Annotated in this window: 12 protein-coding genes; 4 read left to right on the top strand and 8 right to left on the bottom strand. The window is 59.7% G+C overall.

Annotated features, from left to right (window positions below; genetic code table 11):
* Positions 1 to 40: 40 nt before the first annotated feature.
* From pdxJ to lptF, 8 genes are all read right to left on the bottom strand, one after another.
* Positions 41 to 784 carry a pyridoxine 5'-phosphate synthase gene (gene pdxJ / locus ACOYXH_RS01650; protein WP_095125436.1) on the bottom strand — a complete coding sequence of 248 codons (744 nt, stop codon included), beginning with the start codon at positions 782 to 784 and terminating at the stop codon, positions 41 to 43.
* A gap of 207 nt (positions 785 to 991) precedes the next feature.
* Positions 992 to 1681: a DNA repair protein RecO gene (recO, locus tag ACOYXH_RS01645; protein ID WP_460410212.1), complete on the bottom strand. Its 690-nt coding sequence runs from the start codon at positions 1679 to 1681 to the stop codon at positions 992 to 994.
* A gap of 166 nt (positions 1682 to 1847) precedes the next feature.
* Positions 1848 to 2750 (bottom strand): GTPase Era, encoded by a 903-nt coding sequence (era, locus tag ACOYXH_RS01640; protein ID WP_460410211.1) that lies wholly within the window; start codon positions 2748 to 2750, stop codon positions 1848 to 1850.
* Positions 2743 to 3432 carry a ribonuclease III gene (rnc, locus tag ACOYXH_RS01635; protein WP_093436904.1) on the bottom strand — a complete coding sequence of 230 codons (690 nt, stop codon included), beginning with the start codon at positions 3430 to 3432 and terminating at the stop codon, positions 2743 to 2745. The genes era and rnc overlap by 8 nt, the downstream gene beginning before the upstream one ends.
* 169 nt (positions 3433 to 3601) lie before the next feature.
* Positions 3602 to 4456: a signal peptidase I gene (lepB, locus tag ACOYXH_RS01630; RefSeq protein ID WP_095050950.1), complete on the bottom strand. Its 855-nt coding sequence runs from the start codon at positions 4454 to 4456 to the stop codon at positions 3602 to 3604.
* Between the two features lie 5 nt (positions 4457 to 4461).
* The gene (gene lepA, locus ACOYXH_RS01625; protein WP_008083639.1) at positions 4462 to 6261 is read right to left on the bottom strand and encodes a translation elongation factor 4; all 1800 of its coding nucleotides are present in this window, start codon (positions 6259 to 6261) and stop codon (positions 4462 to 4464) included.
* A gap of 173 nt (positions 6262 to 6434) precedes the next feature.
* A complete protein-coding gene (lptG, locus tag ACOYXH_RS01620) occupies positions 6435 to 7496 on the bottom strand; it encodes an LPS export ABC transporter permease LptG (RefSeq protein WP_093436914.1) in 1062 nt (353 codons plus the stop codon).
* Positions 7489 to 8610, bottom strand: a complete 1122-nt coding sequence (gene lptF, locus ACOYXH_RS01615; protein WP_095050952.1) for an LPS export ABC transporter permease LptF — start codon at positions 8608 to 8610, stop codon at positions 7489 to 7491. Before lptF ends, lptG begins: the two co-directional genes overlap by 8 nt.
* A gap of 574 nt (positions 8611 to 9184) precedes the next feature.
* On the opposite strand from lptF, the gene ACOYXH_RS01610 reads away from it, so the two are divergent.
* The 4 genes from ACOYXH_RS01610 (at position 9185) to ACOYXH_RS01595 (ending at position 14606) form a co-directional block, all read left to right on the top strand.
* Positions 9185 to 10675 (top strand): leucyl aminopeptidase, encoded by a 1491-nt coding sequence (locus tag ACOYXH_RS01610; protein WP_095050953.1) that lies wholly within the window; start codon positions 9185 to 9187, stop codon positions 10673 to 10675.
* Positions 10676 to 10732: 57 nt separating this feature from the next.
* Positions 10733 to 11161 carry a DNA polymerase III subunit chi gene (locus ACOYXH_RS01605; RefSeq protein ID WP_064118423.1) on the top strand — a complete coding sequence of 143 codons (429 nt, stop codon included), beginning with the start codon at positions 10733 to 10735 and terminating at the stop codon, positions 11159 to 11161.
* A gap of 8 nt (positions 11162 to 11169) precedes the next feature.
* Positions 11170 to 11565 carry a DNA polymerase III subunit chi gene (locus tag ACOYXH_RS01600; RefSeq protein ID WP_127925934.1) on the top strand — a complete coding sequence of 132 codons (396 nt, stop codon included), beginning with the start codon at positions 11170 to 11172 and terminating at the stop codon, positions 11563 to 11565.
* 194 nt (positions 11566 to 11759) lie between these two features.
* Positions 11760 to 14606 (top strand): valine--tRNA ligase, encoded by a 2847-nt coding sequence (locus ACOYXH_RS01595; protein ID WP_258709293.1) that lies wholly within the window; start codon positions 11760 to 11762, stop codon positions 14604 to 14606.
* The last annotated feature ends 29 nt before the right edge of the window (positions 14607 to 14635 follow it).

The raw sequence follows: 14635 nt of genomic DNA, 5'->3' as shown, positions 1-14635 counted from the left end.
TCGCGAGCAGGCTCGCTCCCACAGTTGTTACGCGGTGATCTTATTGCTTGGCAGCCGCCAGAATCAGCGCTTTCATTTCAGACACAGCAGACTTGAACCCGACGAACAACGCATGCGCCACCAGCGCATGGCCGATGTTCAGTTCGTTGATGCCTTTGATGGCCGCTACGGCTTCAACGTTGTGGTAGTGCAAGCCGTGACCCGCATTAACGATCAGGCCTTGGGCCAGACCAAACGCCACGCCATCGGCGACACGCTTGAGCTCTTCAGCCACTTCGGTCGGGGTTTCGGCATCGGCGTAACGGCCGGTGTGCAGTTCGATGGCCGGCGCACCGACACGCTTCGACGCTGCAATCTGGCGCTCGTCGGCATCGATGAACAGCGACACTTCGCTGCCGATCTTCGACAGACGTTCAACCGCTGCCTTGATGCGCTCCTCCTGTCCTGCCACATCCAGACCGCCTTCGGTGGTCAGCTCCTGACGGGTTTCCGGGACGAGGCAGATGTGCGCCGGACGAATGCGTTCGGCAAACGCCATCATTTCTTCGGTGACGCCCATTTCGAAGTTCATGCGGGTTTGCAGCACATCCTTGAGCAACAGAACATCGCGCTCCTGAATGTGCCGACGGTCTTCACGCAGGTGCACTGTAATGCCATCGGCACCCGCCTCTTCCGCGTCCAGCGCCGCCTTGACCGGATCCGGGTAGCGCGTGCCACGAGCCTGACGCAGGGTGGCGACGTGGTCGATGTTCACGCCAAGAAGAATGCGATTGCTGGTGGTCACGGATGCGCGCTCCTGAAGAAAAAGATTCGGCGCACAGCATACACGGTGAAGGGTCTGTTTACGTCTGGGCGCGGCGGCAACGGGATGCTGGCTGAGTGCAGGGCAAGGCGCGAGGAACGAAGTTTGGTTGCGCCAAATGAGTTCCGAGCAACGCGGCCCTGCGCGCAGCCAGCGCCCGTTGCGCCGCGTCCAGACGTAAACAGACCCTTAGGGCTTGCGAAACAGCTCGCGACTGACGAGAGGGCGACCGCCCAGGTGAACAGCCAGTGCCTGACGCATCAAGCGCTTGGCGGCGGAGAGCGCGCCGGGGGCGGTCCAGTCGGCTTCGGCCATGGCCAGTAATTCGACGCCGCTGAACAGGCCGGGTTGCAGCAGGAAGACCCGCTCAAGACCGGCATCCACTTGCAGACGATAAAGACCATCCGGCGCAACAGGTTCGCCATGGACATCGGTATTCAACGAAAAGCCGTAACCGAGATCGTCCAGCAGCCGCCATTCAAAGGAGCGCAGCAACGGCTCCAGCGGACGACCTTCAGCCAATGCCAGCAAGGTCGCGGCGTAGTGATCGAAGACACCCGGGTGCGGGTCTTCGGCAGGCAGCAGGCGAATCAGCAATTCATTCAGATAGAGACCGCTGAACAGCGCTTCACCGTTGAGCCACGCCGAGGTGCCAGAGCTCTCCATGCGCCCGACGTTCTTAAGCTCGCCCTTGCCACGAAACTCGACTTCCAGCGCCACGAACGGCCGCGCCAATGTCCCGGCCTTGCCCCGCGCACTGCGCAACACCGCCCGCAGCCGACCTTGCGGCGTGAGGAAGTCCACCAACGCACTGGTTTCGCGGTAGGCGCGAGAATGCAGGACATAGGCGGGTTGGGCCGGAGGCGGGTTTTGCGACATTGGGTTCTCGATGAAGAAACGCAGTTTTACACACAACCCAAAACCACTGTGGGAGCGAGCCTGCTCGCGAAAGCGGAGTGACAGTCAACATCAAGGCTGAATGTTACATCCTCTTCGCGAGCAGGCTCGCTCCCACAGTGGGTATCGGTGTTCTCTGGATCGGTGATTACAGGTCGCCGTAACCCAGCGAACGCAGCGCACGCTCGTCATCGGACCAGCCGCCCTTCACCTTGACCCACAGGTTGAGCATGATCTTGGAGTCGAACAGCAGCTCCATGTCCTTGCGCGCTTCGGTGCCGATGCGTTTGATACGCTCGCCCTTGTCGCCAATGATGATCTTCTTCTGGCCGTCGCGCTCAACGAGGATCAAAGCATGAATGTGCAGGGTCTTGCCCTGCTGCTTGAACTCTTCGATTTCGACGGTGATCTGGTACGGCAGCTCAGCGCCCATCTGGCGCATGATTTTCTCGCGTACCAGTTCGGCGGCAAGGAACCGGCTGCTGCGGTCGGTGATCTGGTCTTCCGGGAAGAAGTGATCGTTCTCCGGCAGATGATCAGCGATAACCTTTTCCAGCGCGTCGAGGTTGTGCCCGTGCTGCGCGGAGACCGGGATGATCTGCGCGTTCGGCAACTGCTCCTGCAACCAGCTCAAGTGCGGCATCAGCTCGGCTTTGTCTTCGATGCGGTCGGTCTTGTTCAGCGCAACGATCAATGGGCCGGTAACGTACTGCACACGCTCGAGAACCATCTGGTCTTCGTCGGTCCACTTGGTCCGATCGACTACGAAGATCACCACGTCGACGTCTTTCAACGCTGCCGAAGCGGTTTTGTTCATGTAACGGTTCAGGGCCTTTTCGCCACCCTTGTGCATACCAGGGGTATCGACGTAGATCGCCTGCACGTCACCTTCGGTTTTGATACCGAGCATGTTGTGGCGAGTGGTCTGCGGCTTGCGCGAGGTAATGGCGAGCTTTTGGCCAAGGATGTGGTTCAGCAGCGTCGACTTACCGACGTTGGGACGGCCGACGATGGCAACATAGCCACAGCGAGTTGCGTTTGTATCAGTCATTGCCATTCTCCACGCCCAGGGCAATCAGTGCTGCGGCGGCCGCTACCTGTTCGGCAATACGACGGCTTACACCCTGACCTCGGCTTTTTTCATTCAGTAAGACAACTTCGCACTCGACGAAGAAGGTTCGGCAGTGCGGCTCGCCCTGGATATCCACCACTTCGTAGCGTGGCAGTTCACAACCGCGCGATTGCAGGTGTTCCTGCAGGCGGGTCTTCGGATCCTTGTTGGTATCGACCAGCGTCAGGCCTTCGAACTCGCCAGCCAGCCAGGCCAGCACGCGCTCGCGCGCCATATCCATGCCGGCGTCAAGGTAGATCGCGCCGATCAAGGCTTCGAGGGCATCGGCCAGAATCGATTCGCGACGGAAACCGCCGCTTTTCAACTCACCGGAACCCAGTCGCAGGTAATCGCCAAGGTCGAAACCGCGAGCCAGTACGGCCAGCGTCTCACCTTTTACCAGGCGTGCGCGCAAACGCGATAACTGGCCTTCGCGTGCCAGCGGGAAGCGATCGAACAGTGCCTCGCCGGCGACAAAATTGAGGATGGCATCGCCGAGGAATTCCAGGCGTTCGTTGTTGCGCCCGGCAAAACTTCGGTGCGTCAGGGCCAGCAGCATAAGCTCCTGATCCTTGAAGGTGTAACCGAGCTGGCGCTCGAGACGGCTTAGAGAAACGCTCACGGTTTACCCACGCTGAGTTCGTGGCTGGATTCCACTGCCATCGCCGGGATGCGGCGCAGGCCTGGGACAATTAACGCTGTGTTCAAAAATTAAATCCTGGCGATTGCGAAGCCGATTGTGCCGGCTCCAGAAATGCATTCGGCGCTGTGGTCAACAGCGCCGTGTGTAATTACTTGATCAGGCCAACCCGCGAAAAATTCGGCAGGTGACTGAGTTTTGATTCCGGCCAGCTCATCCAGACCGCGAAGGCCTTGCCGACGATATTCTGGTCTGGAACCATGCCCAGCAGATCCTTGGGAATGTTCGGATCATCCCAGTAGCGACTGTCGTTCGAGTTGTCGCGGTTGTCGCCCATCATGAAGTAGTGCCCGGCCGGCACGGTCCAAGTATGGTCCGGCGTGGCGCGGTAACGGCTCATTTCCTTGCGGATCAGGTGTTCGGCAGCGCCGAGCTTTTCTTTGTAGAACTCGGCGCTGCCGAGCATGCCCGGCTCCGGGCCGACCAACTGTTCGGCCACCGACTCGCCATTGATGAACAGACGCTTGTCGGCGGTGTAACGCACCGTATCGCCCGGCAGGCCGACTACACGCTTGATGTAATTGACGCTCGGATCACTTGGATAGCGGAACACCATCACGTCACCGCGCTGCGGATCACCCACTTCGATGATTTTCTTGTCGATCACCGGCAGACGGATCCCGTAAGAAAATTTGTTCACCAGAATGAAGTCGCCGACGTCCAGGGTGGGTTTCATCGAGCCCGAAGGGATCTGAAACGGTTCAACGAGGAACGAGCGCAGCACCAGCACGATGAACAACACCGGGAAGAACGACTTGCCGTATTCGACCAGCAGCGGCTCTTTGTTCAGTTTTTCAACGACCACTACATCAGGCTGGCTGACACTGCCTTGATAGGAGGCAATGGCAGCACGCCGACGCGGCGCCAGGATCAACAGATCAAGCAACGCCAACAGGCCGCAGACGAACACGGCGATGACCAGCAACAGCGGGAAATTTAGTGACATAGGACCTAACTATCCAACCTGAGCACTGCGAGGAAGGCTTCTTGTGGAATTTCCACGTTGCCGACCTGCTTCATGCGTTTCTTACCGGCCTTTTGCTTCTCGAGCAGTTTCTTCTTACGGCTGACGTCACCGCCGTAGCATTTGGCCAATACGTTCTTTCTGAGCGCCTTGACGGTTGTCCGGGCAACGATCTGACCACCGATGGCGGCCTGAATGGCTACGTCGAACATCTGACGAGGAATCAGTTCTTTCATCTTCTCGGTCAACTGGCGACCTTTGTAGTGCGAGTTGTCACGGTGCACGATCAACGCCAGGGCATCGACCTTGTCGCCGTTGATCAGCACGTCCAGTTTCACCAGATTAGCCGATTGGTAACGATCGAAATGGTAATCCAGCGAAGCATAGCCGCGGCTGGTGGATTTGAGACGGTCGAAGAAGTCCAGGACCACTTCGTTCATCGGCAGGTCGTAGGTGACCTGCACCTGATTGCCGAGGAACAGCATGTCGACTTGAACGCCACGCTTCTCGATGCACAGGGTGATGACGTTGCCCAAGTGTTCCTGCGGCACCAGAATGTTGGCCCGCACGATCGGCTCGCGCATGTCTTCGATCGACGACACATCCGGTAGCTTGGATGGGTTGTCGACGTAAATCGTTTCACCGGTTTTCAGCACCAGCTCGAAAATTACCGTTGGCGCAGTGGTAATCAGGTCCAGGTCGTACTCGCGCTCGAGGCGCTCCTGGATGATTTCCATGTGCAACATGCCAAGGAAGCCGCAACGGAAGCCGAAGCCCAGTGCGTCGGAGCTTTCCGGGGTGTACTGCAACGACGAGTCGTTGAGGGTCAGCTTCTGCAGCGCTTCGCGGAAGTCCTCGAAGTCGTCGGAACTGACCGGGAACAGACCGGCGTAAACCTGTGGCTGGATGCGTTTGAAGCCGGGCAGCACTTCAACATCCGGGGTCGAGGCCAGGGTCAGGGTGTCACCGACCGGTGCACCGTGAATGTCCTTGATGCTAGCGATGATGAAGCCCACTTCGCCGGCTTTCAAATCAGTGGTGGCGGTGTGTTTCGGGTTGAACACGCCCACGCTGTCGACCAGATGGATCTTGCCGGTGGACTTGACGAGGATCTTGTCGCCCTTCTTCACGCGGCCATGACGTACACGCACCAGGGAAACAACGCCCAGGTAGTTGTCGAACCAGGAGTCGATGATCAACGCTTGCAGCGGATCTTCAATGTTGCCGGTCGGCGCAGGAATGGTGTGCACCAGACGCTCGAGGACTTCGTCGACACCCAGGCCGGTCTTGGCGCTGCAGGTGACGGCGTCGGTGGCATCGATGCCGATGATCTTCTCGATTTCGTCTTTTACGCGATCAGGATCGGCCTGCGGCAGGTCGATCTTGTTCAGCACCGGCATGACCTCAAGGCCCTGCTCGATCGCGGTGTAGCAGTTGGCTACGGACTGAGCTTCAACGCCCTGACCGGCATCGACCACCAGCAAGGCACCCTCACACGCAGCCAGGGAACGGCTGACTTCGTAGGTGAAGTCGACGTGGCCCGGGGTGTCGATGAAGTTCAACTGGTACTTGATGCCGTCTTTGGCGGTGTAATAGAGGGTAACGCTGTGGGCCTTGATGGTGATCCCGCGTTCACGCTCCAGATCCATGGAATCCAGTACTTGGGCTTCCATTTCACGCTCGGCCAGGCCGCCGCACATCTGGATGAAGCGATCGGCCAGCGTCGACTTGCCATGGTCAATGTGGGCGATGATGGAGAAATTGCGGATATGACTCAAATCACTCACGGATCAACACTCAAAAAGGCTGCAGGCATAGCCCGCCGAAAAATAGCCGGGAATTGTACCTGATACACGGCGCAAGCGTCACGTTCGCCTGTCACCCGGATTGCATGCAAAAACGCCCCGATCTGTCGACCGAGGCGTTTTCGAGGTTTAAAGCACAGGTCAATCGCCTGTCATCAACCGGCTCTTCGCAGCAGCCAGACACCCGCCAGCGCACAGACCCCGGCCGGCACCAGCACCGCAAACAGCGGCGAGAAACCGAACACCAGGCTCGACGGGCCGAGCAAATCCTGGACGATACGGAAAGTGAAGCCCACCAGCACGCCGGTAAACACCCGCTGACCGAGGGTTACCGAGCGCAGCGGACCGAAAATGAAGGAGATCGCCATAAGCACCAGTGCTGCGGTCACCAGCGGCTGCAACACCTTGACCCAAAATGCCAGCCAGTAGCGGCCGTTGCTCAGGCCCTGCTCGGACAGATAGTGGATGTAGCCCCACAAACCACTGATCGACAGCGATTCCGGTGCCATGACCACGGTGCTGAGCAATTGCGGGCTCAACGCCACGTCCCATTGCTCGCTCGGGGTATTGACGACTTCGGTGCTGCGTTCATGGAACAGCGTGGTGGCAACGTCGGTGAGTTGCCACTTATTGCCGTCGAACTCGGCTTTCTTGGCGAAACTCGAACTCAGCAGGTGACGCTCTTTGTCGAAGTGATAACGGGTCACGCCATACAGCAGGCCGTTGGGTTGCACGGCGTTGATGTGGATGAACTCTTCACCCTGACGGTGCCACATACCGTGCTTGGCGCTTTGCGCGTCGCCGCTGCCTTGCGCCAGCGAGCGATTGGCCTGGGCCATGCTTTCGGTCGCAGGAGCAACGTACTCGCCGATCAGTACGCCGGCCAGCATCAGCACCAGCATTGGTTTCATTACAGCCCAGACGATCCGGCCGATGGACACGCCAGCGGCGCGCATGACGGTCAGCTCACTGCTGCTGGCCAGACTGCCGAGGCCGATCAGGCAGCCGATCAGTGCGGCCATTGGCAACATTTCGTAGAGACGGCGTGGCGCGGTCAGCAATACGAAGCTGAGGACATCGACGAGGGTGTAGGTGTCGCTGACGTCGCCCATCTCATCGATGAAGGCAAACAAGGTCGCCAGACCAAGAATGATTGCCAGCACGGCGATGATCGCCATGAACACGCTGCTGCCGATGTAACGGTCGAGTTTAACCACGGGCCACCTCCAGCGCTGCAGCGCGACGGCTGGCCATCTTCAGACGCAGCGGCTCCCAATAGAGCAAACCGAGACCGATGAACAGGAAGATCGCATGCACCCACCAAAGGCCCAGGGCTGGCGGGATCTTGCCTTTTTCAAGGGCGCCGCGGGCGGCAATCAGAATGGTCAGGTAAGCCATATAAAGAAGAATCGCCGGCAGCAGCTTGAGGAAACGCCCTTGGCGCGGATTGACTCGCGACAGCGGCACCGCCATCAGGGTCACGATAAACACCAGCAGCGGCAGGGACAAACGCCATTGCAGTTCGGTTTTGGAGCGGATGTCATCGCTGCCCAGCAGAGACGAGGTCGGCATGGCGTCACGGTCGGTGACTTCTTCGCTGACATCCGGCTTGGGCAGCAGCACACCGTAGGTTTCGTAATGAATAGCGCGGTAATCGGCCTGACCCGGACTGCCGTCGTAGCGGTAGCCGTTATCGAGGATCAGGTAGCGGTTGCCGTCGGGACGCACTTCCTGGCGACCGCTTTCGGCCACCAGCACGGAAATCCCGCGATCCTTTTGATCGGCACCGAGGTTCTTTTGCGAAATGAATACGCTGCCCAGATTGACGCGATCGTCGCTCAAGGTCTCGGTATAGGTGACCCGAGTGCCATCACGCAGGGCCTGAAAGCGACCCGGCTCGAGGGTGTCGAATTCGGTCAGGGCGTCCTGCTTGTTCAGCAGCAACTGGAACTGGTTAGCGCCTTGCGGGGCCAGGCCCAGACTCAGCCACGCGACGACCAGCGCGACCAGGGTCGCCGGGAACAAGGTCATGCGAAACAGCTTCTGCTGGCTCATGCCGGTGGCCGAAAGCACAGTCATCTCGCTTTCCAGGTACAGGCGACCGTACGCCAGCAGGATCCCGAGGAACAGGCCCAGCGGCAGAATCAGTTGCAGGAACCCCGGCAGACGAAAGCCCATGATCAGGAACAGCGAGCCCGGATCGAGCTGGCCAGCAGCGGCCTGAGCGAGGTATTTGATGAAGCGACCGCTCATGATGATGACCAGCAGCACGGCACTCACGGCGCTGAGGGTCAACAGGACTTCGCGGGACAGATAACGGAAGACGATCAAACCAGACACTCCAGGGTTGTCAGGCTAAGGCGGCCAAACAAGCAAACACATCGACCGGCCCGCAACGCAGAGCCGTCGAAAAAAGATGCGGCATTATCCTGTGATTGAGGGCGCCTGTCACTGCGCACACTCATCCATGTCTGTAATCCTTTGCAGATCGTACAACCTAGGGGGCTTTCTCAATTAGTTTTCACACCGCGCCGGGTCTGCTGTTGTGCTGGGCAAGGCGCGAGAAGCGTGGTTTGGTCATTCCAAATAAGCTTGGAGCAACGCAGCCCTGCACAACAGCAGGCCCGGCCCTTCGGGTTGTGCCTTAAAGCCGGCCAGTCTGCGTTGCAGGCCTTGGAAAGGGAACAACCATTCCCAGCGGCCTGCGCCTTGCCTGGCTGGCTTTAAGGACAACGCGGTGTGAAAACTAATTGAGAACGCCCCCTAGGGTTGTCAGGTGCGGGGAGCGGGGTTCAAACTGCGGCCCTTGTCGCAGGCTTTGGCCTGCGCCTCTTCTCTCTATAAGCAGGCGACTGCGGACACCGTCGAACGCCTGCGTGTTGACCATTCATTCAGGGATCCGGACATGGAACTGGTTGTAAAAAGCGTTAGCCCAGAAACGTTGAAAACCGCCACCCTGGTGGTTGCCGTCGGCGAAGGCCGCAAACTCGGTGTCGCCGCCAAACAGGTCGACGAACTGAGCGGTGGCGCGATCAGCGCCGTCCTCAAGCGTGGCGATCTGGCTGGTAAAGTCGGTCAAAGCCTGCTGCTGCACAGCCTGCCGAACCTGAAAGCCGAGCGCGTGTTGCTGGTCGGCGTGGGCAAGGATGAGGAACTGGGCGACCGTCCATTCCGTAAAATCGTTGCCGGCATCCTTAACACCCTGAAAGGTCTGGGCGGCAGCGACGCCGTGTTGGCACTGGATGAAATCATTGTCAAAAACCGCGACAGCTACGGCAAAACCCGTCTGCTGGCAGAAACCCTGGTGGATGGCGAATACACCTTCGACCAGTTCAAGAGCCAGAAAGCCGAACCGCGCGCCCTGAAGAAAATCACCCTGCTGACCATCAAGGCTGCTCAGGCCGAAGTGCAGCGCGCGGTGAATCACGCTACCGCGATCGCCAACGGCATGGCATTCACCCGCGACCTGGGCAACCTGCCGCCGAACATCTGCCACCCGACCTTCCTTGGTGAACAAGCGAAGAATCTGGGCAAAGAGTTCAAGGACCTGAAAGTCGAAGTCCTCGACGAGAAGAAGATCAAATCCCTGGGCATGGGTTCGTTCTATGCCGTCGGCCAGGGCAGCGCCCAGCCGCCGCGCCTGATCGTCATGCAATACAACGGCGGCAAGAAATCCGAGAAGCCGTACGCACTGGTTGGTAAAGGCATCACCTTCGACACCGGCGGCATCAGCCTGAAACCGGGTGCCGGCATGGACGAAATGAAGTACGACATGGGCGGCGCAGCCTCCGTGTTCGGTACCCTGCGTGCCGTGCTTGAGCTGAAACTGCCAATCAACCTGGTGTGCATCCTTGCCTGCGCGGAAAACATGCCGAGCGGCAATGCCTCGCGTCCGGGCGACATCGTCACCACCATGAGCGGCCAGACCGTGGAAATCCTCAACACCGACGCCGAAGGCCGTCTGGTGCTGTGCGATGCGCTGACCTACTCCGAGCGTTTCAAGCCGCAAGCGGTGATCGACATCGCCACCCTGACCGGCGCTTGCGTCGTGGCACTGGGCGCGCACACCTCGGGCCTGCTGGGCAACAACGACGAACTGATCGGCCAACTATTGAGCGCTGGCCAGACTGCCGACGACCGCGCCTGGCAATTGCCGCTGTTCGACGAATACCAGGAGCAACTGGACAGTCCGTTCGCCGACATCGCCAACATTGGCGGGCCGAAAGCCGGCACCATCACTGCTGCGTGCTTCCTGTCGCGTTTCACCAAGAACCTCAACTGGGCGCACCTGGACATCGCCGGCACCGCGTGGACCAGCGGCGGCAAGGACAAGGGCGCCACTGGCCGTCCGGTGCCTCTGCTGACCCAGTACCTGCTGGATCGCGCCAAAGCCTGAACCCGCTGACCGGCGGCGTCACTTTCGGGTGACGCCGCCTGCTGCTCTGGAACCGCAATGACCAAAGTCGACTTCTATATCCTGCCCAGCGCCGATCCTTCGGCTCGCCTGGACTTTGCCTGCAAGCTCACCGAAAAAGCCTGGCGCATGGGGCACCGCATCTACCTGCATTGCAGCGATGCCGCCCAGCGTGATGATCTCGATGCGCGCCTGTGGGCATTCAAGGGCGAGACCTTCGTGCCGCACGGTCCGGCCGACAGCGAACCGGACGGTTTGATTGTGTTGGGATTGGGTGATGACTGCGGTCAGCACCAGGATTTGCTGGTCAACCTCGACCTGAAAGTCCCGGCCTTTGCCAACAAATTCGCCCGGGTGGCGGAAGTGGTGGTTGAAGATCCGACAATTCGGGCGGCTGCGCGGGAGAGTTTCCGTTTCTACCGCGAACAGGGCTATCCTCTGCAAGACCACCGTTTACAGCGACTCTGAGCATTCCAATGGACACTCCGAAACCGCAACAAAAGTCCGCGCACCTGTTGGATGATCTTGAATCGATCCGCCAGTTACTCGGCGATGACAACCTGCAACCACCGCTGTTGACCGACACCGTCGATGACGGTGAACAGGAACAGATTCCGATGTTGTTTGATTCGGTCGGCGCCGAACCCGCCGCTGTCGAACCACCACCCGCGCCAGCTCCGACACCCGCCGCACCACCGGCTGCGACCGCCGCTAAAGGCCCGGACGCCCTGCTCCACCTCGACAGCGAACTGCGCGCCGCCGCGCAATTGATCATGCAAGACGTGATCGACGACTTCGCGCCGCACATCGAAACCGAAATCAAACGCCGCCTCGACGCGCGCATGGAACGGCTGCTCAGCCAGTACGAATAACGCGCCCCGTGTAGGAGCTGCCGCAGGCTGCGATCTTTTGACCTTTGTTTTTTAAAGACAAGATCAAAAGATCGCAGCCTGCGGCAGCGCCTACATTTAGATCTCCACCCAGTCCTCCCCGCTCGCCCTCGGCCCCATGCCCCGCTATACTCGTCGGCTTTTCCTGAATTAATGCCAATAGGGTCCCGCCGCGCATGGATAAGACCTACCAGCCGCACGCCATTGAAACTTCCTGGTACAACACCTGGGAGTCCGAGAACTACTTCGCCCCGCAAGGCGCGGGCGACTCCTACACCATCATGATCCCGCCGCCGAACGTCACCGGCAGCCTGCACATGGGTCACGGTTTCAACAACGCGATCATGGACGCCCTGATCCGTTTCCGCCGCATGCAGGGTCGCAATACCCTGTGGCAGCCGGGCACCGACCACGCCGGCATCGCTACGCAAATGCTGGTGGAGCGTCAACTGGAAGCCACCGGCCAGAATCGTCACGATCTGGGCCGCGAGAAATTCCTCGAGAAGGTCTGGGAGTGGAAGGATCAATCCGGCGGCAACATCAGCCGTCAGATCCGCCGCCTCGGCTCGTCCGTCGACTGGAGCCGCGAGCGCTTCACCATGGACGACGGTCTCTCGGAAGCGGTCAAAGAAGCCTTCGTGCGCCTGCACGAAGACGGCCTGATCTACCGCGGCAAGCGTCTGGTCAACTGGGACACCAAGCTGCACACGGCGATTTCCGACCTCGAAGTGGAAAACCACGACGAGAAAGGTTTCCTGTGGAACCTGAAGTACCCGCTGGCTGACGGCGCAAAAACCGCCGATGGCAACGATTTCCTGATCGTCGCGACCACCCGTCCGGAAACCATGCTCGGCGACTCCGCCGTTGCGGTGAACCCGAACGATGAGCGCTACCAGGCCCTGATCGGCAAGTTTGTCGAGCTGCCACTGGTTGGCCGCCGCATCCCGATCATCGCCGACGATTACTGCGATCCTGAATTCGGCACCGGCTGCGTGAAAATCACCCCGGCCCACGATTTCAACGACTACGAAGTCGGCAAGCGCCACAACCTGCCGCTGCTGAACATCTTCGACAAGAACGCCAACGTGCTGCCGGCAGCCCAGGTGTTCAACCTCGACGGCACGCTGAACGACAGCATCGATGGCGCGATTCCGGCTGAGTACGCCGGTCTTGAGCGTTTTGAAGCGCGTAAGCAAATCGTTGCTGCGTTCGACGCCGCCGGCCTGCTGGTCAGCGTCAACGACCACGGCCTGAAAGTACCGAAAGGCGATCGCTCCGGCACCATCATCGAGCCGTGGCTGACCGACCAGTGGTACGTGTCGACCAAGCCTTTGGCCGAGCCTGCGATTGCCGCTGTTGAAGACGGCCGTATCCAGTTCGTGCCGAAACAATACGAAAACATGTACTTCTCGTGGATGCGCGACATCCAGGACTGGTGCATCAGCCGTCAGCTGTGGTGGGGCCACCGGATTCCGGCCTGGTACGACGAGTCGGGCAAAGTCTACGTCGGTCGCGACGAAGCCGAAGTGCGTGCCAAGCACAACCTCGGTCCGGACGTTGCCCTGCAGCAGGACAACGACGTACTCGACACCTGGTTCAGTTCGGGTCTGTGGACGTTCTCCACCCTGGGCTGGCCTGAGCAGACCGAGTTCCTGAAGAAATTCCACTCCACCGACGTGCTGGTGACGGGCTTCGACATCATTTTCTTCTGGGTTGCCCGGATGATCATGCTGACCATGCACCTGATCAAGAACGAGGACGGCACGCCGCAGGTTCCGTTCAAGACCGTGTATGTGCACGGTCTGGTGCGCGATGGCCAGGGCCAGAAGATGTCCAAGTCCAAGGGCAACGTCCTTGACCCGCTGGACATCATCGACGGTATCGAGCTGGAAGAACTGGTGCAGAAGCGCACCTCCGGCCTGATGCAGCCGAAACTGGCGAAGAAGATCGAGAAGCAGACCCGCGACGAATTCGCCGACGGCATCGCCAGCTACGGCACCGACGCCCTGCGCTTCACCTTCTGCTCGCTGGCCTCGACCGGTCGCGACATCAAGTTCGACATGGGCCGCGTCGAAGGCTATCGCAACTTCTGCAACAAGATCTGGAACGCCGCGCGTTATGTTCTGGACAAGGGCGAAGACTGCGGCCAGAACGGCGAAGCCTACGAGCTGTCGCTGGCGGATCGCTGGATCATCTCGCAACTGCAACGCACTGAAGCCGAAGTGACCCGTCAGCTGGATCAATTCCGTTTCGACCTGGCAGCACAAGCGCTGTACGAGTTCATCTGGAACCAGTACTGCGACTGGTACCTGGAGCTGTCCAAGCCTGTGCTGTGGGACGAGAACGCACCGGTTGAACGTCAGCGCGGCACCCGTCGTACGCTGGTTCGCGTGCTGGAAGTGGCGCTGCGCTTGGCGCATCCGTTCATGCCTTTCATCACTGAAGAAATCTGGCAGCGCATCGCGCCGCTGGCCGGCATTCAGGGCAAGACGATCATGCTGCAAGCGTGGCCAGTGGCCAACGAAGAGCGCATCGATCCGGCCGCCGAAGACGACATCGAATGGCTCAAGGAACTGATGCTCGGCACGCGTAACATCCGTGGTGAAATGAACATCGGCCCGGGCAAGCCACTGCCGATCTACCTGAAGAACGTCAGCGCTGAAGACCAGCGCCGCCTGACCGAGAACGAAGCGCTGCTGAAGAAGCTGGCGCGTCTGGAATCGATCACCGTTCTGCAGGCTGGTGAAGAAGCACCGCTGTCCGCCACCGCTCTGGTTGGCGAGATGGAAGTGCTGGTGCCGATGGCCGGTCTGATCGACAAGGGCGCAGAACTGGCGCGTCTGGACAAGGAAATCCTGCGTTTGCAGGGCGAAGTCCAGCGCGTTGGCGGCAAATTGTCCAACGCCGGTTTCGTCGACAAGGCCCCGGCCGAAGTCATCGAGAAGGAACGCGCCAAACTGGCCGAGGCAGAACAAGCCCTGGGCAAACTGGCCGAGCAACACGCGCGAATTGCCAGCCTGTAACGGCAAATCGCAATGAAAAAGGGAGGCCG

Source organism: Pseudomonas sp. Mb7, from assembly GCF_054790525.1.
Note: the sequence above shows the minus strand (reverse complement) of the source record. Positions and strands in the feature narration are given on the sequence as shown.